This is a genomic window from Brevundimonas sp. GW821-FHT09G01 (genome assembly GCF_059416065.1).
This window is the reverse complement of record NZ_JBWKOL010000002.1, coordinates 268007-288825: the sequence shown is the minus strand read 5'-3', so window position 1 is coordinate 288825 and position 20819 is coordinate 268007. Positions and strand designations below refer to the sequence as shown.

At 70.2% G+C, this 20819-nt stretch carries 27 protein-coding genes; 18 read left to right on the top strand and 9 right to left on the bottom strand.

All coding sequences use genetic code 11. From position 1 onward, the window contains the following. Positions 1-49: 49 nt before the first annotated feature. Positions 50-463: a GreA/GreB family elongation factor gene (locus AC07NB_RS06250; RefSeq protein WP_291832777.1), complete on the bottom strand. Its 414-nt coding sequence runs from the start codon at positions 461-463 to the stop codon at positions 50-52. A 292-nt stretch (positions 464-755) separates the two neighbouring features. Here AC07NB_RS06250 and AC07NB_RS06245 point away from each other — a divergent pair, with 292 nt between their 5' ends. From AC07NB_RS06245 to folP, 6 genes are read left to right on the top strand one after another with little or no spacing between them, the layout of a single operon-like run. Next, positions 756-1772 (top strand): alpha/beta fold hydrolase, encoded by a 1017-nt coding sequence (locus tag AC07NB_RS06245; protein WP_494571307.1) that lies wholly within the window; start codon positions 756-758, stop codon positions 1770-1772. A gap of 14 nt (positions 1773-1786) precedes the next feature. Continuing rightward, positions 1787-3004 (top strand): acyltransferase family protein, encoded by a 1218-nt coding sequence (locus AC07NB_RS06240; protein WP_291832781.1) that lies wholly within the window; start codon positions 1787-1789, stop codon positions 3002-3004. 60 nt (positions 3005-3064) lie between these two features. Further along, complete coding sequence (locus AC07NB_RS06235) at positions 3065-3709, top strand: hypothetical protein (protein ID WP_291832783.1); 645 nt, start codon at positions 3065-3067, stop codon at positions 3707-3709. 3 nt (positions 3710-3712) lie between these two features. Further along, positions 3713-4015 (top strand): winged helix-turn-helix domain-containing protein, encoded by a 303-nt coding sequence (locus AC07NB_RS06230; RefSeq protein WP_291832785.1) that lies wholly within the window; start codon positions 3713-3715, stop codon positions 4013-4015. Continuing rightward, positions 4015-4611, top strand: coding sequence for a YdeI/OmpD-associated family protein (locus tag AC07NB_RS06225; RefSeq protein ID WP_494571306.1), 597 nt, complete (start codon positions 4015-4017; stop codon positions 4609-4611). The genes AC07NB_RS06230 and AC07NB_RS06225 overlap by 1 nt, the downstream gene beginning before the upstream one ends. A 35-nt stretch (positions 4612-4646) precedes the next feature. Then, the gene (folP, locus tag AC07NB_RS06220) at positions 4647-5438 is read left to right on the top strand and encodes a dihydropteroate synthase (protein ID WP_494571305.1); all 792 of its coding nucleotides are present in this window, start codon (positions 4647-4649) and stop codon (positions 5436-5438) included. Here the strand turns inward: folP and AC07NB_RS06215 are convergent. Genes AC07NB_RS06215 through AC07NB_RS06185 form a run of 7 tightly spaced genes read right to left on the bottom strand, consistent with a single transcriptional unit; the run spans position 5422 to position 9346 of the window. Further along, positions 5422-6666 (bottom strand): NAD(P)/FAD-dependent oxidoreductase, encoded by a 1245-nt coding sequence (locus AC07NB_RS06215; RefSeq protein ID WP_494571304.1) that lies wholly within the window; start codon positions 6664-6666, stop codon positions 5422-5424. The genes folP and AC07NB_RS06215 overlap by 17 nt on opposite strands. Before the next feature lie 56 nt (positions 6667-6722). Further along, positions 6723-7115 (bottom strand): VOC family protein, encoded by a 393-nt coding sequence (locus AC07NB_RS06210; RefSeq protein ID WP_291832795.1) that lies wholly within the window; start codon positions 7113-7115, stop codon positions 6723-6725. 12 nt (positions 7116-7127) lie between these two features. Next, positions 7128-7550, bottom strand: coding sequence for a DUF1579 family protein (locus AC07NB_RS06205; protein WP_494571303.1), 423 nt, complete (start codon positions 7548-7550; stop codon positions 7128-7130). Next, positions 7547-7987, bottom strand: coding sequence for an SRPBCC family protein (locus AC07NB_RS06200; RefSeq protein ID WP_494571302.1), 441 nt, complete (start codon positions 7985-7987; stop codon positions 7547-7549). Before AC07NB_RS06200 ends, AC07NB_RS06205 begins: the two co-directional genes overlap by 4 nt. Continuing rightward, entirely contained in the window at positions 7984-8451 is a 468-nt protein-coding gene (locus AC07NB_RS06195; protein ID WP_494571301.1) for an SRPBCC family protein, read from the bottom strand. The genes AC07NB_RS06200 and AC07NB_RS06195 overlap by 4 nt, the downstream gene beginning before the upstream one ends. After that, positions 8448-9038, bottom strand: a complete 591-nt coding sequence (locus tag AC07NB_RS06190) for an SRPBCC family protein (RefSeq protein ID WP_494571300.1) — start codon at positions 9036-9038, stop codon at positions 8448-8450. Before AC07NB_RS06190 ends, AC07NB_RS06195 begins: the two co-directional genes overlap by 4 nt. Then, positions 9035-9346 carry an ArsR/SmtB family transcription factor gene (locus tag AC07NB_RS06185; protein ID WP_492313936.1) on the bottom strand — a complete coding sequence of 104 codons (312 nt, stop codon included), beginning with the start codon at positions 9344-9346 and terminating at the stop codon, positions 9035-9037. The genes AC07NB_RS06190 and AC07NB_RS06185 overlap by 4 nt, the downstream gene beginning before the upstream one ends. Before the next feature lie 214 nt (positions 9347-9560). On the opposite strand from AC07NB_RS06185, the gene thiD reads away from it, so the two are divergent. The 4 genes from thiD to AC07NB_RS06165 are packed head-to-tail and all read left to right on the top strand — an operon-like array spanning position 9561 to position 12296. After that, positions 9561-10358 carry a bifunctional hydroxymethylpyrimidine kinase/phosphomethylpyrimidine kinase gene (gene thiD / locus AC07NB_RS06180; RefSeq protein WP_494571299.1) on the top strand — a complete coding sequence of 266 codons (798 nt, stop codon included), beginning with the start codon at positions 9561-9563 and terminating at the stop codon, positions 10356-10358. After that, complete coding sequence (locus AC07NB_RS06175) at positions 10355-10927, top strand: nucleotidyltransferase family protein (protein WP_494571298.1); 573 nt, start codon at positions 10355-10357, stop codon at positions 10925-10927. Before thiD ends, AC07NB_RS06175 begins: the two co-directional genes overlap by 4 nt. 11 nt (positions 10928-10938) lie before the next feature. Beyond that, positions 10939-11490, top strand: a complete 552-nt coding sequence (locus AC07NB_RS06170) for an AAA family ATPase (protein WP_291832811.1) — start codon at positions 10939-10941, stop codon at positions 11488-11490. After that, positions 11487-12296, top strand: coding sequence for a PhzF family phenazine biosynthesis protein (locus AC07NB_RS06165; protein ID WP_494571297.1), 810 nt, complete (start codon positions 11487-11489; stop codon positions 12294-12296). The genes AC07NB_RS06170 and AC07NB_RS06165 overlap by 4 nt, the downstream gene beginning before the upstream one ends. A 62-nt stretch (positions 12297-12358) precedes the next feature. Here AC07NB_RS06165 and AC07NB_RS06160 read toward each other — a convergent pair whose 3' ends face one another. Beyond that, positions 12359-12745 (bottom strand): hypothetical protein, encoded by a 387-nt coding sequence (locus tag AC07NB_RS06160; RefSeq protein WP_291832815.1) that lies wholly within the window; start codon positions 12743-12745, stop codon positions 12359-12361. A gap of 337 nt (positions 12746-13082) precedes the next feature. Here AC07NB_RS06160 and AC07NB_RS06155 point away from each other — a divergent pair, with 337 nt between their 5' ends. From AC07NB_RS06155 to AC07NB_RS06120, 8 genes are all read left to right on the top strand, one after another. After that, on the top strand, positions 13083-13370 hold the full coding sequence (locus AC07NB_RS06155) for a hypothetical protein (RefSeq protein WP_291832817.1): 288 nt from the start codon (positions 13083-13085) through the stop codon (positions 13368-13370). A 9-nt stretch (positions 13371-13379) separates the two neighbouring features. After that, a complete protein-coding gene (locus tag AC07NB_RS06150) occupies positions 13380-14060 on the top strand; it encodes a response regulator transcription factor (protein WP_291832819.1) in 681 nt (226 codons plus the stop codon). Continuing rightward, complete coding sequence (locus AC07NB_RS06145; RefSeq protein WP_291832821.1) at positions 14057-15493, top strand: ATP-binding protein; 1437 nt, start codon at positions 14057-14059, stop codon at positions 15491-15493. Before AC07NB_RS06150 ends, AC07NB_RS06145 begins: the two co-directional genes overlap by 4 nt. A gap of 84 nt (positions 15494-15577) precedes the next feature. Then, entirely contained in the window at positions 15578-16939 is a 1362-nt protein-coding gene (locus AC07NB_RS06140) for a hypothetical protein (RefSeq protein ID WP_494571296.1), read from the top strand. Positions 16940-16976: 37 nt separating this feature from the next. Next, on the top strand, positions 16977-17780 hold the full coding sequence (gene ccmI / locus AC07NB_RS06135; protein WP_492313930.1) for a c-type cytochrome biogenesis protein CcmI: 804 nt from the start codon (positions 16977-16979) through the stop codon (positions 17778-17780). Beyond that, on the top strand, positions 17777-18247 hold the full coding sequence (gene ccmE, locus AC07NB_RS06130) for a cytochrome c maturation protein CcmE (protein ID WP_494571295.1): 471 nt from the start codon (positions 17777-17779) through the stop codon (positions 18245-18247). Before ccmI ends, ccmE begins: the two co-directional genes overlap by 4 nt. After that, positions 18244-20223, top strand: a complete 1980-nt coding sequence (locus AC07NB_RS06125) for a heme lyase CcmF/NrfE family subunit (protein WP_494571294.1) — start codon at positions 18244-18246, stop codon at positions 20221-20223. The genes ccmE and AC07NB_RS06125 overlap by 4 nt, the downstream gene beginning before the upstream one ends. Continuing rightward, positions 20220-20711 (top strand): cytochrome c-type biogenesis protein, encoded by a 492-nt coding sequence (locus AC07NB_RS06120; RefSeq protein WP_494571293.1) that lies wholly within the window; start codon positions 20220-20222, stop codon positions 20709-20711. The genes AC07NB_RS06125 and AC07NB_RS06120 overlap by 4 nt, the downstream gene beginning before the upstream one ends. The last annotated feature ends 108 nt before the right edge of the window (positions 20712-20819 follow it).

Here is a 20819-nt window from a genome sequence, read left to right as displayed (position 1 = left end):
CGAAACAGGAAGGGCCGGGGAGTGATCCCCGGCCCTTTTTCCGTCCGCCTTAGACCAGGTCGTCGGGATCCTCGATCAGGACGGGCGTCAGGGTGCGGATCTGCCCGGATGGGGCGGGCCACCGGATCGACTGCCCCTGCGCCAGGCCCAGCAGGCCCGCGCCGACGTGCGACAGGGGCGAGATCAACCCCTGATCGATATCGGCCTCGGCCGGAAGCACGATCTTGATCCGCCGCGTCCGGCTGTTGTCGCCGTCGACGTAGTGGACCCAGTGGTTCAGGCCCACGGTGGGGATGCGGCGGCCCGAGCGGTGCACATGGGCGCGGGCGAGTTCCTGCTGCAGCAGGCCCGCCGCGCCTTCGGCGTCGGCGTCTCCGACAAGGCCTGAAAGCAGGGCGTGGTCCGTGGCGCTGAGGTGGATGGCGGGCAGACGCGGGGCGGCGCCCGTGGAACGGGTTGTCATGGAATTGATCTCGATATGAAAGTGCAGCGCGCCCGCTTGGGCGCCGTCGCTGCTGTTGAACAGGTCGCGCCTCCCGGAGGCGCGACACGCGTCATCGCCCCCGGGTCAGTCGCCTGCGACGAGGCGGCCCGCGTGATTCAGCATTCGACCCTGTTCGGACAATCCGCACATGCCCCGCAGGCTAGGCCGACCACGGGGGAAGTCAAACCAGATGGACGTCGCCGTAATGAACAAGTTTGCATTTCAAACAAGTCTGACGTAGAACGCTGCTCTCAACGAGGGGAAGCCCATCATGCCGTCATCTGAAATCCGCCCCATCGGCCGTTCGCATCGGTTCGGCGCGCGCAAGGCTGGAGCTCTGGCGATCAGTCTGCTGGCGTTCGCCGCCGGGAGCACGTCAGCGGCGGCCCAGGGCGCGGTGAATCCGGCTCCCGCCGCGTCGGGCGGCTATGTCCGTCCGGCGGCTCCGGGTCGACTGGTCGCCATCGCTGACGGTCGCCGGCTGCACATCCTGTGCGAGGGCGAAGGCGGCGGACCTGCGGTGATCTTTGAAGCCGGGCTGTCCCAGTACACCGCCAACACTACCCTGAGGGCGGCCCAGGACGCGATCGCGGGCTTCGCGCGGGTCTGCACCTATGATCGCGCCGGGATGGGCTGGAGCGACCCCGCTCCGGAGGGCTGGAGCTATCCGGACAGGGTGGAAGACCTGCGCGCCCTGCTCACGGCGGCGGGGATCGACGGCCCTTATGTGCTTGTCGCCCATTCAATGGGCGGGCTCCTGGTTCGCGCCTACGCCGCCGCCAATCCCGATCAGGTGGCGGGCCTGGTGCTGGTGGACGCCACTTCGGAACGCAATCTCCCCGAGATCGACGCCGCCCGGGGGCCGACCCTTTCGCAGATCGACGCGGCCCTGGCGGTCTCCCGGCCGGGCGTGCCGGTGATCGGCATGCCGGCCGGGACGCCGGCGGAAGTGCAGATGGCCTTCACGCCGGAGGTCCTGCGGGGCGTGAAGGCGGAGTTCGAGGCCCTGGGCCGGCTCGGTCCCGAGACCCTGCCGCCGGGCGGACCGGGCGCGCTGGGCGACCTGCCTCTGATCGTCATCCGCCGGGGGCGGACGATGTCGCCGCCGAGCGAGGCGGATCTGAACCATCGTCAGGGCCAGGAGGATCTGGCCGCCCTGTCCTCGAACAGCGTGCTGATCGTCGCGGAGAACAGCGGCCACACCATTCCGCTGGATGAGCCGCAGGTCGTGGCCGACGCGGTGCGCCGCCTGCTCGACGCCCTGAAATCCAACAACCGACGCCTGTGAAAGAGACCGGTTCAATGACCCATTCCGAAATCCGCCCACCCGAACGCCTTCATGGCCTCGACGCCCTGCGGGGCGGCGCGCTGTTGCTGGGCGTCGTCCTGCACGCCAGCCTGTCCTTCTTCCCCCAGCAGATCTGGATCGTCGCCGACGACAGCCGGTCGATCGGGGCGGCCTGGCTGTTCTTCGCCATCCACCTGTTCCGGATGACGGCCTTCTTCCTGATCGCCGGCCTGTTCGCCCACATGATGCTGAGCCGCAAGGGCTGGTGGGGCTTCGCGCGGGACCGGGCGGTGCGCATCACCGGGCCGCTGCTGGCCTTCTGGTTCCCCGTCATGGCGGGGATCGTGACGGCCCTGGTCTGGAACGCCCACGCCAACGGGATGATCGTCCCGGGCGCGCCGCCGCCGCCGCCGCCGACCTATGACTGGACCAATGTCCCGCTGACCCACCTGTGGTTCCTGTACGTCCTGTCCCTGTTCTGCATTGCGACCCTGATCCTGCGCGCGCCCTTCGCGGCGCTGGACCGCAATGGCGGCTGGGGCCGGGTGGTGGACCGGATCACGGGCGCGCTGATCGGCTGGTGGACGCCCGTCCTGATGGCCGCGCCGCTGGCGCTGGCGCTTTGGCTGGACCCGAAATGGATCGCCTTCTTCGCCGTGCCGACGCCGGACGCGGGACTGGTCCCGCACACCGCCGCCCTGGTCGGCTTCGGGTCGGCCTTCGGGCTGGGCTTCCTGCTGGATCGGCGGCGCGAGCTGCTGGACAGGATCGCCGCCTGGTCGCCGATCTTCCTGCTCGTCGCCGTGGCCTCGGGCGTCGCGGCCTATGAACTGGCGGGCGGACCGAAGCTGGCGCCGATGGTCGAGCCGACCACGACCAAGGCGATCGCCGCCGCCGTGTGCGCCCTGGCGGTCTATTCGTCCGCCTTCGCCGCCCTGGGCCTGAGCCTGCGGTTCCTGTCCGGCCATAGCCCGGTCCGCCGCTACCTCGCCGACGCCTCCTACTGGGTCTACATCCTGCACCTGCCGCTGGTCATGCTGGCCCAGGTGTGGGTGCAGGACTGGCCCGCGCCCTGGTGGATCAAGCTGGCGGGCGTGTCGCTCGGCGTCTTCGCCGTCTGCCTGGGCTCCTATGAGTTGCTCGTGCGGCACGGCTTCATGGGCAAGTGGCTGAACGGCCGCCGCATCCCGTGGCGTCGTCGGGCTGAACCTGAGGCGGTTCCCGCCGAATAACTTGCCAACCCCTTCCGGCTCGTCCACCCCGATGGACGAGCCGGTTCGGAGAGAGTCGCCATGCCCGCCAAGCCCCGTCTGCATTCGCCCGAGGACGACCTCGCCTTCATGCGCTCGATCGTCGAGGGCGGCGGGCGCGTGCCCATGACGCTGGCGGTCTGCTACCTGGCCGGCGGCCTGATCTACGGCGCCCAATGCCTGTTCCACCTCGGTCAGGTCTTCGGAGTGGTCCGCCTGCCGGACCTGGCCAATCTGATCATCGTGGTCGGCTTCACCGCCGCCTTTCTGGTCGTCCTGACCTGGGCGATCCTGCGGGATCGCAAGCAGGGCGCGCTCAATCGGGGCCCGACGGCGTCGCGCACGCTGAGCGCGGCCTTCAGCGCCACCGGCATGGCCAATACGGCGGTGATCATCGTTTTCGCCGTGGGCGCGATCCGGGACAAGGATTTCGCCATCTGGCTCTATTACGCCGCCATCGTCTTCGCGCTTCAGGCCGCCGCCTGGTACGTGGCCTGGATGCTGAAGCGGAAGGGCTGGATGCTGGCCACCGCGCTGGGCGGCTGGGTCACGGCGGTCGCCCTTGGGGTGCTGGTGCGCCAGCCGCTCGCCTATCTCGGCGTCTGCACCATCGCCCTGTTCCTGCTGTTCGCCCTGCCGGGCCTGATCCTGTTCCGCGACGCCCGCGCCGGATCGAAGGCGGTCTGAGCCATGGGACTGGCGGATCTCGGACGGATCGACGAGGTCATCCACGGTCGCATGCGGCTGGGGATCATGGTCTATCTGGCCGACGCCGACACCGCCGACTTCACCGAGCTGAAGACCGTGCTGGAGGCGACGCAGGGCAATCTGTCGGTCCACCTCAAGAAGCTGGAGGAGGCGGGCTATGTGGCCATCGACAAGAGCTTCAAGGACAACAAGCCGCTGACCCGCGTCTCCATCACCCCAACCGGCCGCAAGGCGTTCGGCGCCTATCTGGATGCGCTGGGCGGACTGATCGGGAGCAAGGGCTGATGGCGCCGGTCATCGTCGATCCCGCCCGCGTCCGCGAGTTCGAGGACGCCGACGCCTTCTACGCCTGGCTGGCGAAGAACCACGACCGCGAGCCCGAGGTCTGGATCAAGATCCACAAGAAGGGCTCGGGCCTGAAGTCGATCAATCACATCGAGGCCATCGAGACCGTTCTGTGCTGGGGCTGGATCGACGCCATCCGCAAGGGCTTCGACGACAAGAGCTTCCTTCAGCGCTACGTCCCGCGCGGGAAGAAGAGCACCTGGAGCCAGGTCAACGTCGACAACATCGCCCGCCTGATCGCCGACGGCCGCATGACCGAACACGGCCTGAAGCAGGTCGAGGCGGCCAAGGCCGACGGCCGCTGGGACGCCGCCTACCGCATCAAGGGCTCGACTGTCCCAGATGACCTCCAGGCCGCCATCGAGGCTGATCCGCAAGCCAAGGCCTTCTTCGCGACCCTGACCGCCCAAAACCGCTTCGCCCTGATCTTCCGGCTGCAGGCCCTCAAGACCGAGGCGGGCCGCGCCAAGCGCATCGCCGCCACCGTCGAGATGCTGCGCAAGGGCGAGACCGTCTATCCGCAGGGCAAGGGCTGATGGCGGTGCTTCGCCCCCATCCCCGACCGAGGGTCATGGGCATTGTCAACGTCACGCCGGACAGCTTCTCGGACGGTGGGCGGCACGACACGGTCGAGGCGGCGATCGCGCACGGACTGGAGCTGGTCCGGCAGGGCGCGGATATCCTCGACATCGGCGGCGAGAGCACGCGGCCGGGGGCTGAGCCGGTCAGCATCGAGGACGAGATCGCCCGCACCGCCCCGGTCATCCTGGGCCTGCGCGCATCGGGCTGGGCGGGGCCGATCAGCATCGACACCATGAAGCCGGAGGTGGCGGCGACCGCCATCGGCGTCGGCGCGAACATCTGGAACGACGTCTCCGCCCTGGGCTTCTCTCCGCGCAGCCTGCCGACCGCCGTCGACCTGGCCTGCGACGTCGTGCTGATGCACATGAAGGGCGAGCCGCGCACCATGCAGGACGCCCCCTACTATGACGACGTGGTCGACGAGGTCGCCACTTGGCTGGCGCTCAGGGCCGGCGAGGTGATGGCGGCGGGCGTGGCGCCGGACCGCATCTGGCTGGATCCCGGCATCGGCTTCGGCAAGACGGCGGCGCACAACATGGCCCTGACCGCCCATCTGGAGCGGATCGGCGCGACCGGCCTGCCCATCCTGTACGGAGCCAGCCGCAAGCGCACCATCGCCGCCATCGATCCGACGGCGATCAAGGCCTCCGACCGTCTCGGCGGCTCGCTGGCCCTGGCGCTGGAGGCCGCTCGACGCGGCGCGGCGATCATCCGCGTCCACGACGTGCGCGAGACGGTTCAGGCCCTGGCGGTTCAGGCCGCCGTCACGGCAGCCGGGTAAGCAGCCGCGCGCCCCGACCCATGGTGAACCAGGCCCAGGTCCAGTTGACGTAGACCGCCGCCCGGCTGCGGAAGTCGATCAACAGCATCAGGTGGACCAGCGACCACGCCAGCCAGGCGATGAACCCCTTCAGCTTCCACGGCCCCAGCAGGGCCACGGCGCGGGAGCGGCCGATCACCGCCATCGTGCCCCAGTCGTGATAGCGGAACGGCGCCGGATCGGGCCGTCCCTCCGCCCGGGCGCGGACCAGCCGGCCGACCCACTTGCCCTGCTGCTTGGCCACGGGCGCGAGGCCGGGCAGGGGCTTGCCGTCCTGCCGGTAGCTGGCCACGTCGCCCAGGGCGAAGACGTTCTCCATCCCCGGAACGGCGCAGGTCGCATCGACCACGACGGCGCCGTTGCGCACCTCCTCCGCGCCCAGCCACTGGGCCGCCGGCCGGGCTTCGACCCCCGCGCTCCACAGCACGGCGGCGGCCTCGATGGTCTCGCCGCCGGCGCGCACCAGGCCGTCAGAGATGGCCTCCACCGCCGTTCCGGTGCGGACCTCGACGCCCAGTTCCTCCAGCGCCCTTTCGGCATAGGCGGACAGGTCCTCGGGGAAGGCGGCCAGCACGCGCGGCCCGGCCTCGAACAGGATGACCCGCGCCTGGGCCGGATCGATGCGGCGGAACTCGTTGCGCAGGGTCATCCGCGCCATCTCGGCGATGGTCCCGGCGGTCTCCACCCCGGTCGGCCCGGCCCCGACCACCACGAAGGTGGTCAGCTTGCGCGCCTGCTCCAGATCGTCGGCCAGCTCCGCCCGCTCGAAGGCGGCCAGCAGCTTGCGGCGGATGGTCAGAGCGTCGTCCAGCGACTTCAGCACCTCGGCGTCGCCGGCCCATTCCGGATGGCCGAAGAAGCTGTAGGCCGCGCCGGTGGCCAGGATCAGCCAGTCGTATTGCTGATCCGGGCCGTCCTTCAGCCGCACGCATTTCGCCGCGGCGTCGACCGCCGTCACCTCGCCCATCAGGACGGTGACGTTCTTCTGGCCCTTCAGCAGGGTGCGCGAGGCGGTGGCGATGTCGGCGGGCGACAGGGCCGCGGTGGCGACCTGGTAGAGCAGGGGCTGGAACAGGTGATGGTTGGTGCGGTCGATCAGCACCACGTCCACATCGGCGCCCTTGAACGCCTTGGCGGCGGCCAGCCCCCCGAAGCCGGCCCCGACGATCACCACGGTCTTCCTCGACACGACGGCTCTCCTGTTTCGATATTCCCTATGTAGTGAATACCGCGCCGGAAAGCCCGTCAGATCGTCTGGTAGAGCATGATCAGGTTGCCGCAGGTGTCGTTCAGCGTCGCGGCGCGCACCGCACCCATATCGGCGGGCGGGCCGCGGAACGCGACGCCCAGTCCGGTCAGGCGTTCGTAGTCGGCGTCGATGTCGTCCACCTCGAAGGCGGTCCATGGGATGCCCTGCTCGACCATCCAGGCCTGGAAGGCCGCCACCTCCGGCTTGGTCGAGCCGGGCTCGATCGACAACTCGACCCCGTTGGGATCGGCCGGTGAGACGACGCTCAGCCAGCGGACCGGTCCCATCGGAATGTTCTGCTTCACCTGGAAACCGAGCTTGTCGACGTAGAAGCGTTCGGCCTTGTCCTGATCGGGCACGGAAATGCTGGTCAGTTTGATGCGGATCATCGGTCCCCTCCTTCAGGTCTTGCGGCGGTAGGTCGTGGTGGTGAAGTCGCGCCACTGTCCGTCCTGGCCGAGCACGCGCCCGGTCAGCCGGCGCTCGTCGGGCGAAAGGATTTCGAAGACGTCGTCGTAGTCCGTCTCCTCGCCCTCGATATCGAAGCTGGGACCCCGGCTGCGCATGTGCAGCCGGCCGTCCTCGACGGCGCCGTCATAGGTCCACAGAGTGGGGTGTTCCCAGCTTACGAAATCGCCCGTGACCCTGCCCGTCGCCGGATCGAACGCGAACTGGAAGCGGACGTCGTCGCTGGATTCGATGATGATCCAGGTGCCGCGGCGGGTGACGGTCTCCGCGCCCGTGCGGCGCTGAGAAGGATCGTCGGGGATCGTGCGGCCGTCGAATGTCCACTCGCCGATCAGTTGGTCGAGCCAGTCGCTCATGATTGATCTCCAGTTGGTGACGCCTCCACGGTCCTCGCGAGGCCGTCCAGGATCATGGTCCAGCCCTTGGAGGCGCCCTCGACGAAGTGCGCCCATTCGTCCGGCAGGGCGTGTTCGAGCACGACAAGGCAGCCGTCGCCGGCAGGCCGGAACGTCACGGTGACGATGATCGACGGATCGTCGGCGTATCGGGTCTCGAACACGATGCGGTGCGGCCGGTCGATCTCGATGAAGACGCCGTGATGTTCGGCGAGTTCTTCACCGCGTCGTTCGAACAGCTCGATCACCCCGCCCGGACGGGGCTCGTAGCGGACATGCTCCATCACGCCCGTGGGGGTCGCGTATAGCCATTCGCCGACATGGGCGGGATCCAGGAAGGCGTCGAACACCCGCTCCCGCGGATGGCGGAACCGCTTCTCCACACGTACGCCCGTCATGCCGACCACCCCGGTACGCGGTGCTCGGGGAAGCGATCGGCGACGAAACCCGGCTCGATCCCGTGCTCCAGCCAGATCTTGGCCCCGGCCATGACCAGGGCGAAGCCGCCGGTGGAATCAAGAGCCTCGGCGACGCCTTCCGCGTCGTCCGTGAAGCCGCGGTTCTGGACCGTGACCCACGCGTGGTCGCCCCGGGGCTCGAACAGCCACTCGACCTCGGTCGGGGACGAGGTGTTGTCCCAGTCGATCAGGATGCGGCGGTTCGGCTCGACGGCCTTGACCACGACCTCGGTCGAGACGCCGTACATGGCCCAGGTCCAGGTCAGGGTCGCGCCGGGCTCCAGCCGCCCGCCGCCGTCAGTGAACCAGAAGCGGCGGGTGATCGCCGGATCGATGAAGGCCTCGAACACCTCGGCGACGGGCCGGCGGATCAGCATGCCGGCGGCGGCGACCGGGGCGGTCATCTGGTGGTCCAGTCGTTGGTGTGGTCGGCGTCCTGAGCGCCTTCCAGCCGCGCGCCATAGGCGTCGCGCAGGGCGAACCAGCGGTCCCAGTTCCACGGATGCCGCACGCCGCGCACCGCGTCGTCCAGGCCTTCCATGTGATGCTGCCAGCCGCTGAGCACATTGGCCCGCGCGCCTGCCCAGGTTTCCGGCACCCGGTGCACCAGCGTCAGATGGGTGCCGTCGCCGTCCGGCTCGAGCCGCCACGAGACGACCGAGTCCGGATTGCTGCCGAAGGTGTGCTCGAAGCAGCTGTAGGGCTGCACCGTCAGCACCTCGTTCGACTGCCGGCGCTTCTCCGGAATGTCGGGCATGAAGTCATTGTCGGGCTGGCGGAAATTGAGCTCCATCTTCCCGCCGGGGGCCAGTTCGATCTCGGCCTCGGCCAGCCAGCAGGCCAGGCCGTCGCCCGTGGTCAGGGCCTTCCAGACCCGCTCGGGCGAATGGCGCAGGCGGCGCTCGAAGCGGATCTCCCAGCCGTCCTCCACCCGGCGGATGACGCCCGCGTCGGCCCCGAGGGCGACGGGCGGATAGGTGGTGTCGGTCATTGCGGAAACTCCCTGTCGAGGTGCGCCTCCAACGCATCCAGCGTGCTCGTCCAGAAGCGGCGATAACCCGCCAACCACTGGTCCAACTCCTTCAGCGGCGCGGGGTTGAGGCTGTAGAGCCGCCGCGTCGCGTCCTTGCGCACGGTCACCAGTCCGGCCTCACGCAGCACCGACAGGTGTTTGGACACCGTCGGCTGGGCGATGGGCAGGGCGTCGACGAAGTCCCCGGCGGGGCGTTCGCCGTCCGCCAGCATGGCCAGGATAGCCATGCGGTGCGGTTCGGAGAGGGCTTGAAGGGCGGCGTGCATAAGTATTGCCTATCGGCAATATAGCCATAGGGCAATGAAAAATGTGCACCTGAAAAAAAGCGAGTGCACATTGTGCACTTTTTCTCGTTCAGGTGAGGGTGGCCGTGGCGGCTCGCCTCTCCCGAGCGGAAATTGAGTAGCACGCGACCCCGTCAGTTTTGGTCGTAGCGGGATCGGACTTGTCCCGACCTTCGGACTCGGCCATCTGCGGGGCATGACTTCCTACCTCGGACGCGTCCTGATCATCGCCGGCTCCGACTCGGGCGGCGGGGCGGGAATTCAGGCGGACATCAAGGCCGTGACCGCCCTGGGCGGCTATGCGGCGACGGCCATCACCGCCATCACGGTCCAGAACACCCTGGGCGTCCACGGCGTGCATCCCCTGCCGCTGGACCTGATCGAGGCCCAGGCCCGGGCGGTGCTGGACGACATCGGGACCGACGCGATCAAGACCGGCATGCTGGGATCGACCGAGGTGGTCGAGCGGGTGGCGGCCATTCTGGACACCTCTGACGCCCTGACCGTCGTCGACCCGGTCATGATCGCCAAGGGCGGCCACCCGCTGCTGCCCGACGAGGCTGTGCAGGCCGTCCGCACATTGATGATCCCGCGCGCCACCCTGCTGACTCCCAACGCGCCCGAGGCCGAGGCCCTGACCGGGCTGACGGTCGCCGATCTCGACGGCCAGCGCCGGGCGGGCGAGTTCCTGCTCGGCATGGGCGCCAAGGCGGTGCTGATGAAGGGCGGCCACGTCCCGGGCGAGACCGTGGTCGACGTGCTGGTCACCCCGAACGGCGAGACCCTGCTGGAGGGCGAACGCGTCGATACCCGCCACACCCACGGCACCGGCTGCACCCTCGCCAGCGCCTGCGCCGCCGGCCTGGCGCGCGGCCTGACCCTGGAAGTCGCGGTCGCCGAGGCCTGGGCCTATGTCGCCGAGGCCATCCGCCGCGCGCCCGGCCTGGGCGGTGGCCACGGCCCGCTGGATCACGGCTGGACGCTGCGGAAATGAGCGATCTCGAGGCTCGCCTCGCCGACATCGTCCGCGCCAACCCGGATCTGATGCACGTCCTGACGACGGTGCGCACGCTCGGCCTCGACGACTGGCGCGTCTTCTCCGGCGCCGTCTATCAGGCGGTCTGGAACGACGTCACCGGCCGCCCGGCGGGCTACGGGATCAAGGACTACGACCTGGGCTATTTCGACCCGGATGTCAGCTGGGACGCCGAGGACGTCGTCATCAAGCGGGTCGCCGCCGCTTTCGAACCGCCCTTCCGCGACATCGTCGAAGTCCGCAATCAGGCCCGCGTCCACCTGTGGTTCGAAGATCGCTTCGGCGAACCCTATGACGCCCTGCCCGACACCGACACGGCCCTGAGCCGCTTCGTCGCCCCGGCCTTCTCCATCGGGATCCGGCTGGAGGAGGACGACGCCATCAGCGTCGCGGCGCCCTTCGGCCTGGAGGACATGTTCGACATGGTCCTGCGCCCCAATCCCAACCGCCCGCTGGCCAAGGGGTGGGACAAGGTGGTGGCGAGCGCGCAGGGGCGATGGCCGGAGCTGACAGTCGTTCGGCCATGACCCCAAAGCCCTTGCCCGACACCGATCGCTTCGTCGTCATCTCGGGTTGCTCGGGTGGCGGCAAGTCGACGCTTCTGGCGGAGCTGGCGCGGCGAGGTCATTCCGTCGTTGAGGAGCCGGGCCGGCGCATCGTCAGGCAGGCGTCGGAAGACAATGACCCATCCCTGCCTTGGCGAGATCTCGCCGCCTTCGCTCGCCGCGCGGCGGACATGGCGTCGGCGGATCGAGAGACCGCGCCGGCGGCGGGGTGGGTCTTCTTCGACCGGAGCCTGGTGGATGCGGCGGCGGCGCTGCAGCACGCAACGGGCGAAGCCGCCGTCGAACGCCTGGGCCGGGACCATCGCTATAATCCGGAAGTGTTCCTGACGCCGCCCTGGCCCGAAATCCGCGTCACCGACGCTGAGCGACGGCAGGGGTTCGACGAGGCTGTGCGGGAGTATGATCGCCTGATCGAGGCCTACAAATCGCTCGGCTATCAGATCGTCGATCTGCCCAAAGTCAGTGTCACTGAGCGTGCCGACCTGATCCTGCGAAGTCTGAACGCTCAAGGGAAGAACCGATGAAGCAGTGGACTGTCGACGCCTTCGCCGCCGCGCCCTTCCGGGGCAATCCCGCCTGCGTGGTCGAGCCCTTCGAACGATGGCCGGACGCCGGATGGATGCAGGCGTTGGCGAAGGAGAACAATCAGGCCGAGACCGCCTTCCTGCTGCGCACCGCCGATCCCGCGCGCTTCGGCCTACGCTGGTTCACCCCGGGGACGGAGGTCGATCTGTGCGGCCACGCCACCCTGGCCGCCGCCCATGTCCTGCTGGCGGAGACGGGTCTGGAGGCCGAAGCCCTGATCTTCGACACCCGCTCGGGGCCGCTGATCGTGCAGGCGTCGGGGCAGGGGTATGAGATGGACTTTCCCGCCGATCCGCCGCGCCGCACCGGGCCGGTCGAGGGGCTGGCGCGGGCGCTGGGCGTCGAGCCGGTCGAGGTCTGGGCCGGGCGCTATCTGGTCGCCGTGCTGGCGGACGCCGCCGCCGTCCATGCCGTTTCGCCCGACATCCGCGCCCTGGCTGCGCTGCAGGGCGAGGCGGGGGAGGCCGGGCAGGTCATCGTCTGCGCCCGCGCCGATGCGTCGGACGGCGTCGATGTGGTCGACCGCTTCTTCGCGCCGGGCTGCGGCATCGACGAGGACCCCGCCACCGGCTCGGCCCACTGCATCATGGCGCCGCTCTACGCCGACAAGCTGGGCCGCCCGGACGTGCGCTTCCGCCAGGTCTTTCCTGGCCGCGGCGGGGATATCGAAACGGTGCTGAACGGCGACCGCGTCCTGCTGCGCGGACAGGCGGTGACGGTGATCGAAAGCGTGCTCAGGCTCTGAACGGCGAAAGGGCGCGACCCTTTCGGATCGCGCCCCTCCGACGTCAGGGAGGACGTCAGAGCTTAGTGGCGACGGCCGTCGCGGTCGCGGCGCTCTTCGCGGACCTGGCGCGACAGCTGGTCATAGCGGCGGTCCAGGTCCTGACGCTCGCGGGCCGACAGGCCGCCGCGCTGGTAGCTGTACTCAAGGCGGACCAGCGAGTTCAGCTCAGCCCGCAGGCGGCTGGCCTCGCGGCGGCTCAGCTGGCCGTTACGCTGACCGACGTCGATGCGCTGGTCGAGGTTGTACTTGCGCTGGGCGATCGGCTGCCAGCCGCGGTGGTTCTGCTCGTAGCGGGGACCGCCGCGATCATGGCCGCGATCGTGCTGGCCGTAGGACTGGGCGGCGGCGGGGACCGCGACGGAAGCCGCGGCCAGGACGAGGGCGGGGATGAGGGCTTTCTTGAACATCGGGTCTCTCCTTGGCTTGGCGCAACCGGATGGGCTGCGTTGACCCGGATAAGAGCAGCCCCGGCCTGAGCCCGACCTGAACAGCCGAAGTCAGTTAACGTTCATCTGCATGAAATCGGCGTCACGCTGGCCAGAGCCTGTTCTGGTTTGGGAGAGATGGTCCGCGCACGCGCGCGAGCCACGTCAGGCCGCATGGGGTCGGGAGGTAGCGCAGGGCCGACAGCTCGCGGCCAGAAAAAGATGCTTCGCGCCGACCGGTCGATGCCCGCGAACCGTGAAATATGTCTAGACTGCTCGTTCAGCCGTCGTTCAGAGCCCCGAGACTAGAAACCGATCCATGAACCGGATGTCCGCCCTTGTCGTCGCCGCCTTGCTCGCCGCAGCGCCCTTCCAGGCCGCGGTCGCTCAGGATGGGCCGCGCGGCGATCGCCGTCCGCCGTCCCAGGAGCAGCCGCAGCGCCAGGAACGGCCCCAGATGAGCTCCGCTGAAGCGCAGCGCATCGCCCAGTCGCGGGCGGGCGACGCCCGCTTCGTGGGCTATCGCGGCTTCTCGGGCGGGGCCCATGTGTTCACCTTCGAGCGCGACGGGCGGGTGTTCAACATCTCCGTCGACGCCAGCCGCTAGGATCCAACGATGCGAGTGCTTCTGGTCGAAGACGACGCCGACCTCTCGCGCCAGCTGAAGCTGGCGCTCGGCGACGCGGGCTATGCGGTGGATCACGCGGCGGACGGCGAGGAGGCGCATTTCCTCGGCGACACCGAACCCTATGACGTCATCGTCCTCGATCTCGGCCTGCCCAAGATCGACGGGGTGTCCGTGCTGGAACGCTGGCGGCGCGAGGGCAAGACCACGCCGGTCCTGATCCTGACCGCGCGCGGCGCCTGGTCTGACAAGGTGTCGGGCTTCGACGCCGGCGCCGACGACTATCTGACCAAGCCGTTCCACACCGAGGAGCTGCTGGCCCGCCTGCGCGCCCTGCTGCGCCGCTCGGCCGGCATCGCCTCGGCGACCCTGTCCTGCGGCGGCCTGCGTCTCGACCCCCGCGCGGCCCGCGCCAGCGTCAACGGCGAACCCCTGCGGCTGACGTCGCTGGAGTACCGCCTGCTGCACTACATGATGATGCACCAGGGCCGGGTGATCAGCCGCACCGAGCTGGTCGAGCACCTGTACGATCAGGACTTCGACCGGGATTCCAACACCATCGAGGTGTTCGTCGGCCGCCTGCGCAAGAAGATCGGCTCCGACCGGATCGAGACCGTGCGCGGCCTCGGCTACCGCCTGACGCCGCTGGCCGGGGAGTCTGACGCGGCGTGACCGACACGGCGGGGGAAGGCGAGACCGCGACGGAGCCGAAGACCTGGGGCCGCTGGTTCGGCCGTCCGGGCCGCAGCCTGACCCGGCGCCTGATCTGGCTGGCCGCCGCCTGGATCGTCGTCGCCCTGGCGCTGACCAGCTGGGCCCTGACGAGCCAGTATGAGGAAAGCACCCTGCGTCGCCTGGGCTTCCTCCTGAACCAGACCATCGACGAGGTGGTGCTGGCGACGACGGTGACCCCGGACGGCGTGACCGTCGCCGAGATCAAGGACTCGCAGACCCTTCGCCCGTTGTCCGGCAAATACTGGGCGGTCGGCGAGCTGGACGGGGAGGGCGGGGTTCGGACGCTGGCCCGTTCGCCCTCGCTGGCGGGCGAGGACCTGAACGTGCCGCCGGGGCTCGGCAACCGTCTGCAGGGCGCGTTCGGCGAGACGATCAGCTACAACGCCCCCGGCCCCATCGACAAGCCGCTGCGCGTCGCCGCCAGCCTGAAGACCATGCCCGGCCGGGATGCGCCGCTGGTGCTCATGGCGGGGGTGGACCGCTCGATGATCGACGCCGACACGCGCCAGTTCGCCACCTTCACCGGGACGGCGCTGCTGATCCTCGGGCTCGGCCTGGTGGTCGCGGTCTTCCTGCAGGTGCAGATCGGCCTGCGCCCGCTCTACAGCCTGCGCAACGAGATCGCCGACGTGCGCAAGGGCAAGGCCGCCCGCATCGCCCGAACCTACCCGCTCGAAATCCAGCCCCTGGCCGAACAGGTCAATCAGCTGCTGGACCACAATCAGGAGACGGTGGAGCGCCAGCGCACCCACGTCGGCAACCTGGCGCACGCCCTGAAGACGCCCCTGTCGGTGATGCTGGCCGAGGCGGGCGCCCAGGAGGGCGACCTGCCCGACATGGTGCGCAAGCAGACCGAGGTGATGAAGGCCCAGGTCGATCACCACCTGCGCCGCGCCCGCGCCGCCGCCCGCGCCCAGTCGCTGGGCGAACGCACCCCCATCGCCGAGGTGCTGGACGAGATGGCCGTCATGCTGGAGCGGGTGTTCGAGGAGAAGGGCGTCGAGATCGACTGGCGCGCGCCTGACGAGCTGGGCTTCCGCGGCGAGCGACAGGACCTGCAGGAAATCCTCGGCAACCTGATGGAGAACGCCTGCAAATGGGCCAAGCGCCGTGTCCGCATCTCGGCCGGGCCCACCCATCTGGGCCAGATGATCGTGGTGGTCGAGGATGACGGCCCGGGTCTGCCCGAGGAGCAGCGCGCGGCCGCCCTGCAGCGCGGCATGCGCATGGACGAGACCACGCCCGGCTCGGGCCTGGGCCTTTCCATCGTGGTCGAGCTGACCCGCGCCTACGGCGGGAAGATCACCCTAGGCGACAGCGACATGGGCGGGCTCAAGGTCCTGCTGGAACTTCCCACGGCGGAAATCTGACCACAGAACAGTTGGTTAGAGCCTCTTAACCCTGGCTACCCCATTTTGGGGGCCTGCCGGACCTTGCCGGCTCGAAGAGGTCCCATGTCCGGGCTGACCGCCGCCCATCGCGTCGCGCTGGCCGCCCTGATCGGGCGGTGCCCGGAGACCGTCCTGAAGTCCGTCTCCGCCGCCGTCGCCGCCCTGCCGGGCGGCCGCGCCGCCGAGCTGCGCCTGATGCTGGCCGATGAGATGCGCGATCGCGCCCGTCGCGCGGTGGTCCTGGCGCCGATCGCCCGCATGTTCCAGCCCCGCGCGGACGGCATCGCCGCCCTGGGTTTCCCGCCCGCGGTCCTGCCCCGCCTGTGGCGCGCGGCCATCGAACGCGAGCCGGATCTGCTGCCGCGCCTGGACACAGACGGGCCGGACGCGGTGGCGGTGGCCAACCGCTTCTGCCTGGCCGCCGCCTGCGCCGTCCGTGATCGGCCCGCCCTGGTCTGGCCCGAGAGCCTCGCGCCCGACCGCAGGGCTCAAGGGCTGATCGACCTGGCCTGTTGTCTCGATCTGGCCCACCTGGCGCGGCGCGGCCTGCCGTCGATCGAGGTCTGGCTCAAACGCCCGGACGGCGATCAGCTGGCCGAGCTGCGCCTGCTGGTGAAGGACTGTTCCGAAATCCATTCCGACGGCGCCACCCGCCTGCTGGAGATGCTGTTCGCCCGGCTGGACGATGCGGTGCTGGTGCTGCGCATCATCACCCGCACCTCGGGCGTGGCGGGCCGTCAGGGCTTTCTCAGCGGTTCGGAGCTGGCTGATTTCGTCGATCGGCTGCTGGCGGGCGTGGACGACCGCGCGGCCCGGCTGGCGGCCTATCGCCCCGACGGAACCGTCGGCGGCGTCGATGCGGTGATCGCCGATCTCGACTGGTGCGCAAGCGTGCTGGCCGAGCTGGACGTGACCCTGACCCTGGATCCGGATTCGGAGTGGGGACGGCGGGTGCGGGACAGCCGGGTCAAGGTCGCCGCCTGGCTGTCGGGCCTGCTCCGCAGCGCGGACAAGGCCGTGGACAAGGCGCTGCCCCTGGCCCGGGTGCAGACCACCGGCCGGATGAGCCGGATGGCCCCGATGCTGGAGGCCGCCGCGCGGGGAGAAGCGGCCGACGCGGCCTTCGCCCTGCTGCGGCTGGTCGGCGCCACCCGCGGCGCCGCCGCCATCTTCGGCGCCGAGGCGGCGCGCAAGGCGCTGGTCGAGGCCCTGACCGTACGACTGGTCGACTATGCGGACCAGGTGCTGGGCCAGATCAACGACGGCGAGGCCGCCGACGAGGCGCATGCGCTGAAGCTGGTTTCGGTCGCCGCCCGCTATCTGGAACTGATCGACGCCCGCGACCCGGCGCGGACCGTGCGTCGCCGCGCCGCAGTGGCCGGAGGGCCCCCGGTATCGAGCGGGGCCTCGTCGCGGGCGGCCTGATCGGCTACATCGCGCGGCGATGATGTTTTTCTGGATCATGACAGCTCTGCTGGCGGCCCTCGCGGGCCTGCTGGTGCTGACCGGCGCCCGCCGCGGCGCCGACGCCGGCGAGGCGGTCGAGACCGCCGCCGCTGCCGCCGAGCTGGCTGAGCTGGATCGCCTCAAGGCGCGCGGGCTGATGGACGAGGCCGGCTGGGCCGCCGCTCGCGCCGAGGCCGGGCGCCGCATCCTGTCGGGCGAGCGCGCGGTCGCGCCGGTGCGGGCCGGATCTAAGGACCGCATCTGGACCCTGGCCGGTGCGGGCGCGGCCGTCGCGGCGGCGCTGGGGCTGTATCTTCTGGTCGGCACGGTGGGACTGCCGGACCAGGCCTATGAGCGGCGGGTCGACGAATGGGCGGTCCAGCCGGAGGCCCTGGAAGGCCCGCAGATCGCGGCGGTCGTCGCTCGCATCGTGCGCGAGCAACCCGACAATCGTCAGGCCCTGACCATGCTGGGCGCGGCCCGCTTCGACGCGGGCGATCCCATCGGCGCGGCCTCCGCCTTCCGCCGGGCGCTGGCGCTCAACCCCGAGGACGCCCAGAGCTGGGCCCGGCTGGGCGAAAGCCTGGTGCGAGCCAATGACGGCGCGGTCGGCGGCGACGCCGAGGCGGCCTTCCAGGAGTCCCTCAAGCGCGACCCGAACCAGCTGGGGGCCCGCTACTTCCTGGGCGAGGCCGCCCTGGCGCGGGGCGACGCGGCGGGCGTGCGTGCGATGTGGCTGCCCCTGATCGCCGCGCTCGATCCCGCCGATCCGCGCCGGACCGATCTGGAACGCCGCCTGCCGCCGGGAGGCGCCGCATGAGCTGGCTGCCGAAATCGCCCAAGGCGCGCCGCCGCCTTTGGATCGTCGCCGCCGTGGCGCCTATCCTGGCGCTGGCTGTCGGCCTGTCGCTCTACGCCATGCGGGACAGCGTGACCTTCTTCTTCTCCCCGTCCGAGGCCTCTGCGGACAAGGCGCCGGCCGGCCGGGTCATCCGTCTGGGCGGCCTGGTCGAGATGGGCAGCGTCCAGCGCGACGCCGACGGCCAGGTGGCCTTCGTCGTCACCGACAATGTCGCGGCCACCCGCGTGGTCTACCGCGGCGACCTGCCCGACCTGTTCCGGGAAGGGCAGGGGATCGTGGCCCAGGGCGCCTTCCTGCCGGACCGCTCGTTCCGCGCCACCCAGGTGCTGGCCAAGCATGACGAGACCTATATGCCGCGCGAGGTCGCCGACCGGCTGAAGGCCAAGGGCGAATGGCGTCCCGCCGCCGGAGATCCCGCCTCGTGATCGTCGAAACGGGCGCCTTCGCCCTCATCCTCGCGCTGGCGCTGTCGGTGCTGCAGGCGGTCATGGCGGCCGCCGGACGCCTGCGCCGCAGCCCGGTTCTGGCCGGAGCCGCCAACGGCGCGGCCATCGCCGCGGCGGGCCTGGTCGCCGTGGCCTTCGCGGCCCTGATCTTCGCCTTCGCGGTGTCGGACTTCTCGGTCGCCAACGTCGCGGCCAACAGCCACACCGACAAGCCGATGCTTTACAAGGTCGCCGCCGCCTGGGGCAGCCACGAGGGCTCGCTGCTGCTGTGGTGCCTGGTCATGACCGGGTTCGGCGCGGCGCTGGCGCGGGCGCACAACCTGCCCTTCGGCCTGAAGACCTGCGCGGTGGCGACGCAGGGCCTGCTGGGCGCCCTGTTCCTGGCCTTCACGGTCTTCACCTCGAACCCGTTCACGCGGCTGAACCCGGCCCCGTTCCAGGGGGACTCGCTGAACCCGCTGCTGCAGGACCCGGCGCTGGCCCTGCACCCGCCGCTGCTCTACCTCGGCTATGTCGGCTTCTCGGTCTGCTTCTCGCTGGCCGTCGCCGCCCTGATCGAAGGGCGCGCCAACGCCAGCTTCTGGCCCGCCTGGGGCCGTTGGGTGCGGCCGTGGGCCTTGGCCAGCTGGGCCTTCCTGACCGTCGGCATCATGCTGGGCAGCTTCTGGGCCTACTATGAGCTGGGCTGGGGCGGCTGGTGGTTCTGGGACCCGGTAGAGAACGCCTCCTTCATGCCCTGGCTGGTGGGCGCGGCCCTGCTGCACAGCGCCGTGGTCACCGAGCGGCGCGGAGCGCTGGCGGGCTGGACCACCTTCCTGGCCCTGCTGGCCTTCACCTTCTCCATGCTGGGGGCCTTCCTGGTGCGCTCGGGCGTGCTGACCAGCGTGCACGCCTTCGCCGTCGATCCCGAGCGCGGAATGATGCTGCTGGCTATCCTGGGCGGGACCGCCGGACTGGCGTTCGCCCTGTTCGCCTGGCGCGCGCCGCAGCTGAAGGGCGGCGGCCTGTTCGCCCCGGTCAGCCGCGAGGGCGCGCTGGTCATCAACAACCTGTTCCTCACCGCCGCCGCCGCGACGGTGCTGCTGGGCACCCTCTATCCGCTGATCCTGGAGGCCGCGTCGGGCGCGACCATCTCGGTCGGCCCTCCCTATTTCGCCCTGACCTTCGTGCCGCTGATGGCCGTGGCCCTGCTGATCCTGCCCGCCGGGCCGCTGCTGGCGTGGAAGCGCGGCGACCTGAAGGGGGCGAGCCAGCGGCTGGCGGTCGCCGCCGCCCTGACCGTGGTGATGGCGCTTCTGGCCTTCGCCGTGTTCGAGCCGCGCAAGGCCCTGTCGGCGGCGGGCGTCGGCCTGGGCGCCTGGCTGATCCTGGGCGCGCTGGCCGAGACCGCCGAGCGCATCCGCCTGTTCCGCGCCCCTCTGGCTGAGACGCTGCGCCGGGCGAAGGGCCTGCCGCTGGGCGCCTGGGGCATGACCCTGGCCCACGCCGGGCTGGGCGTCTTCGTGCTGGGGGCCGTGGTCGAGACCGGCTATCGCGTCGAGGCGGCCCGTCCGCTGGCCGTCGGCCAGTCGGTGCAGGCAGGGAAGTGGACCGTGACCCTGGATCAGGTCCGCATCGTCGAGGGGCCGAACTATCTGGCTGAGCAAGGGAAGCTCAGCGTCGCCACGCCCGGCGGCCGCACGCGCGAGGTGACCGCCGAGCGGCGGTTCTTCCCGGCGGGCGGCCAGACGACGACCGAGGTCGGGCTCGATTTCCGCGGGCTGGACGACGTCTATGTCGTGGTCGGCGAACGGGCGCGGGCGACGGACGGCCAACCCGCCTGGAACGTGAGGGTCTGGTGGAATCCGTGGGCGCGGCTGATCTTCCTAGGGCCGCTGATCATGGCGCTGGGCGGGGTGTTGTCGCTGATGGACCGTCGGTTGCGGCTGGCCGTGAACGCGAGGAAGGCGGCATGAAGCGCGCCCTGCTGATCGCGGTCGCCGCCGTGGGGCTGATGGCCGCCGAGCCGCCGCCCGCGCCGGACCGGCCCCTGCCGGATGCGGCCCAGGAAGCCCGCGCCCAGCGCCTGTTCGACGACATCCGCTGCGTCGTCTGCCAGCACGAGGCCATCGCCGACAGCCCGGCGGGCATCGCGGCCGACATGCGCGGCCTGGTGCGCGAGCAGATCGCCGCCGGCCGCACGGACAAGGCGATCCGCGAGGACCTGGTGCGCCGTTACAGCGACTTCGTCCTGTTCAAGCCGCCGGTGCGGATCGGGACCTGGCTGCTGTGGTTCGGACCCCTGGCGGTGTTGCTGGCGGTGGGCGCCGCGCTGCTGGTCTTCGCGCGTCGCCGGAAGATGGAGATTTCTCCGCTTTCGCCTGATGAGGAGGCTCGACTGGCCGATATTCTCGCCGGAGAGCAGCTTCGCCGCGATCCTGACGCAAAGCCGTCCGACGACTGACGCGGGGCAGGAGCCATCATCGCGCCGTGGCGTTGGTGAGATCCACAAACGCTCTATATTCATCGCCGTAACGGGCGCATTCGTCGCCCGGCAAGAGGATCGCAAGAC

Excerpts from the sequence above, each read along its gene's own strand:
- AC07NB_RS06250 (WP_291832777.1), bottom strand. The coding sequence starts at position 463 with ATGACAACCCGTTCCACGGGCGCCGCCCCGCGTCTGCCCGCCATCCAC.
- AC07NB_RS06245 (WP_494571307.1), top strand. The coding sequence starts at position 756 with ATGCCGTCATCTGAAATCCGCCCCATCGGCCGTTCGCATCGGTTCGGC.
- AC07NB_RS06240 (WP_291832781.1), top strand. The coding sequence starts at position 1,787 with ATGACCCATTCCGAAATCCGCCCACCCGAACGCCTTCATGGCCTCGAC.
- AC07NB_RS06235 (WP_291832783.1), top strand. The coding sequence starts at position 3,065 with ATGCCCGCCAAGCCCCGTCTGCATTCGCCCGAGGACGACCTCGCCTTC.
- AC07NB_RS06230 (WP_291832785.1), top strand. The coding sequence starts at position 3,713 with ATGGGACTGGCGGATCTCGGACGGATCGACGAGGTCATCCACGGTCGC.
- AC07NB_RS06225 (WP_494571306.1), top strand. The coding sequence starts at position 4,015 with ATGGCGCCGGTCATCGTCGATCCCGCCCGCGTCCGCGAGTTCGAGGAC.
- folP (WP_494571305.1), top strand. The coding sequence starts at position 4,647 with ATGGGCATTGTCAACGTCACGCCGGACAGCTTCTCGGACGGTGGGCGG.
- AC07NB_RS06210 (WP_291832795.1), bottom strand. The coding sequence starts at position 7,115 with ATGATCCGCATCAAACTGACCAGCATTTCCGTGCCCGATCAGGACAAG.
- AC07NB_RS06205 (WP_494571303.1), bottom strand. The coding sequence starts at position 7,550 with ATGAGCGACTGGCTCGACCAACTGATCGGCGAGTGGACATTCGACGGC.
- AC07NB_RS06200 (WP_494571302.1), bottom strand. The coding sequence starts at position 7,987 with ATGACGGGCGTACGTGTGGAGAAGCGGTTCCGCCATCCGCGGGAGCGG.
- AC07NB_RS06195 (WP_494571301.1), bottom strand. The coding sequence starts at position 8,451 with ATGACCGCCCCGGTCGCCGCCGCCGGCATGCTGATCCGCCGGCCCGTC.
- AC07NB_RS06190 (WP_494571300.1), bottom strand. The coding sequence starts at position 9,038 with ATGACCGACACCACCTATCCGCCCGTCGCCCTCGGGGCCGACGCGGGC.
- AC07NB_RS06185 (WP_492313936.1), bottom strand. The coding sequence starts at position 9,346 with ATGCACGCCGCCCTTCAAGCCCTCTCCGAACCGCACCGCATGGCTATC.
- thiD (WP_494571299.1), top strand. The coding sequence starts at position 9,561 with ATGACTTCCTACCTCGGACGCGTCCTGATCATCGCCGGCTCCGACTCG.
- AC07NB_RS06175 (WP_494571298.1), top strand. The coding sequence starts at position 10,355 with ATGAGCGATCTCGAGGCTCGCCTCGCCGACATCGTCCGCGCCAACCCG.
- AC07NB_RS06165 (WP_494571297.1), top strand. The coding sequence starts at position 11,487 with ATGAAGCAGTGGACTGTCGACGCCTTCGCCGCCGCGCCCTTCCGGGGC.
- AC07NB_RS06160 (WP_291832815.1), bottom strand. The coding sequence starts at position 12,745 with ATGTTCAAGAAAGCCCTCATCCCCGCCCTCGTCCTGGCCGCGGCTTCC.
- AC07NB_RS06155 (WP_291832817.1), top strand. The coding sequence starts at position 13,083 with ATGAACCGGATGTCCGCCCTTGTCGTCGCCGCCTTGCTCGCCGCAGCG.
- AC07NB_RS06150 (WP_291832819.1), top strand. The coding sequence starts at position 13,380 with ATGCGAGTGCTTCTGGTCGAAGACGACGCCGACCTCTCGCGCCAGCTG.
- AC07NB_RS06140 (WP_494571296.1), top strand. The coding sequence starts at position 15,578 with ATGTCCGGGCTGACCGCCGCCCATCGCGTCGCGCTGGCCGCCCTGATC.
- ccmI (WP_492313930.1), top strand. The coding sequence starts at position 16,977 with ATGACAGCTCTGCTGGCGGCCCTCGCGGGCCTGCTGGTGCTGACCGGC.
- ccmE (WP_494571295.1), top strand. The coding sequence starts at position 17,777 with ATGAGCTGGCTGCCGAAATCGCCCAAGGCGCGCCGCCGCCTTTGGATC.
- AC07NB_RS06120 (WP_494571293.1), top strand. The coding sequence starts at position 20,220 with ATGAAGCGCGCCCTGCTGATCGCGGTCGCCGCCGTGGGGCTGATGGCC.